This is a genomic window from Streptococcus sp. GMD4S, assembly GCF_000296955.1.
In genome coordinates, this window is the sequence record NZ_AJRE01000346.1 from 1 (window position 1) to 737 (window position 737).

The following is a 737-nucleotide window of genomic DNA, read 5'->3' on the forward strand; positions in this document are numbered from 1 at the left end:
AACAAGCCCAGACCAATATAGGACAAACAAAGACTCTTGCTGAACAAGCTGAACTGAGTCGTCTAGGAATTTCTGAGGGAACAAGCCTGATAGGAGATTCGGTAGCCTTGCGTGCCAATACAGCCTTACAAGAGGCACTTCCTGAAGCAAATATCAATGCTCAGGTTAGTCGAACGACCAAGCAAGCCAATGACATTATGCTCAATAACAGTCAGAACAAGGCGCTGCTAAAAACTGTTGTCATTGCAACGGGAGTCAATAATCCTGAAGGCTATAAGAATGACTTGGACAGCATCGTGAACAATCTACCGAAAGGACACCATCTGATACTGGTGACACCTTATGAGGGAGATAAGAGTAAGGACACTTACACATCAGTGGAGCAGTATGCGGCTTATGCGCGGGAATTAGCTGAAAAGAATCCTTACGTGAGCATCGCTGACTGGAATAAGGTTGCTAAGGAACACCCTGAAATCTGGGCTGGAACCGACCAAGTCCACTTTGGGAATGATAGCAACATGATTGAAGAAGGTGCTAAACTTTACGCAGAGACGATTGCAGCTGCTGTTAAGGCTGCTCAAGAACTGCCTGTAAAATCAAAATAAGATCAAAGAGTTGGAGAAATCCAGCTCTTTTAAAATATCCACGAAAAATAGGTCTATACCATTTACAAATGAAAAAGAAAGGTTTATAATGTAATTGACATAATAAATTCTAGAATCAATCTATCAAGGAGG

The 737-nt window shown here is 42.1% G+C and carries 1 pseudogene; it reads left to right on the forward strand.

From position 1 onward, the window contains the following. A pseudogene (locus tag GMD4S_RS09810) lies at positions 1-605 on the forward strand (acyltransferase family protein); the annotation flags it as partial. Between the last annotated feature and the right edge of the window lie 132 nt (positions 606-737).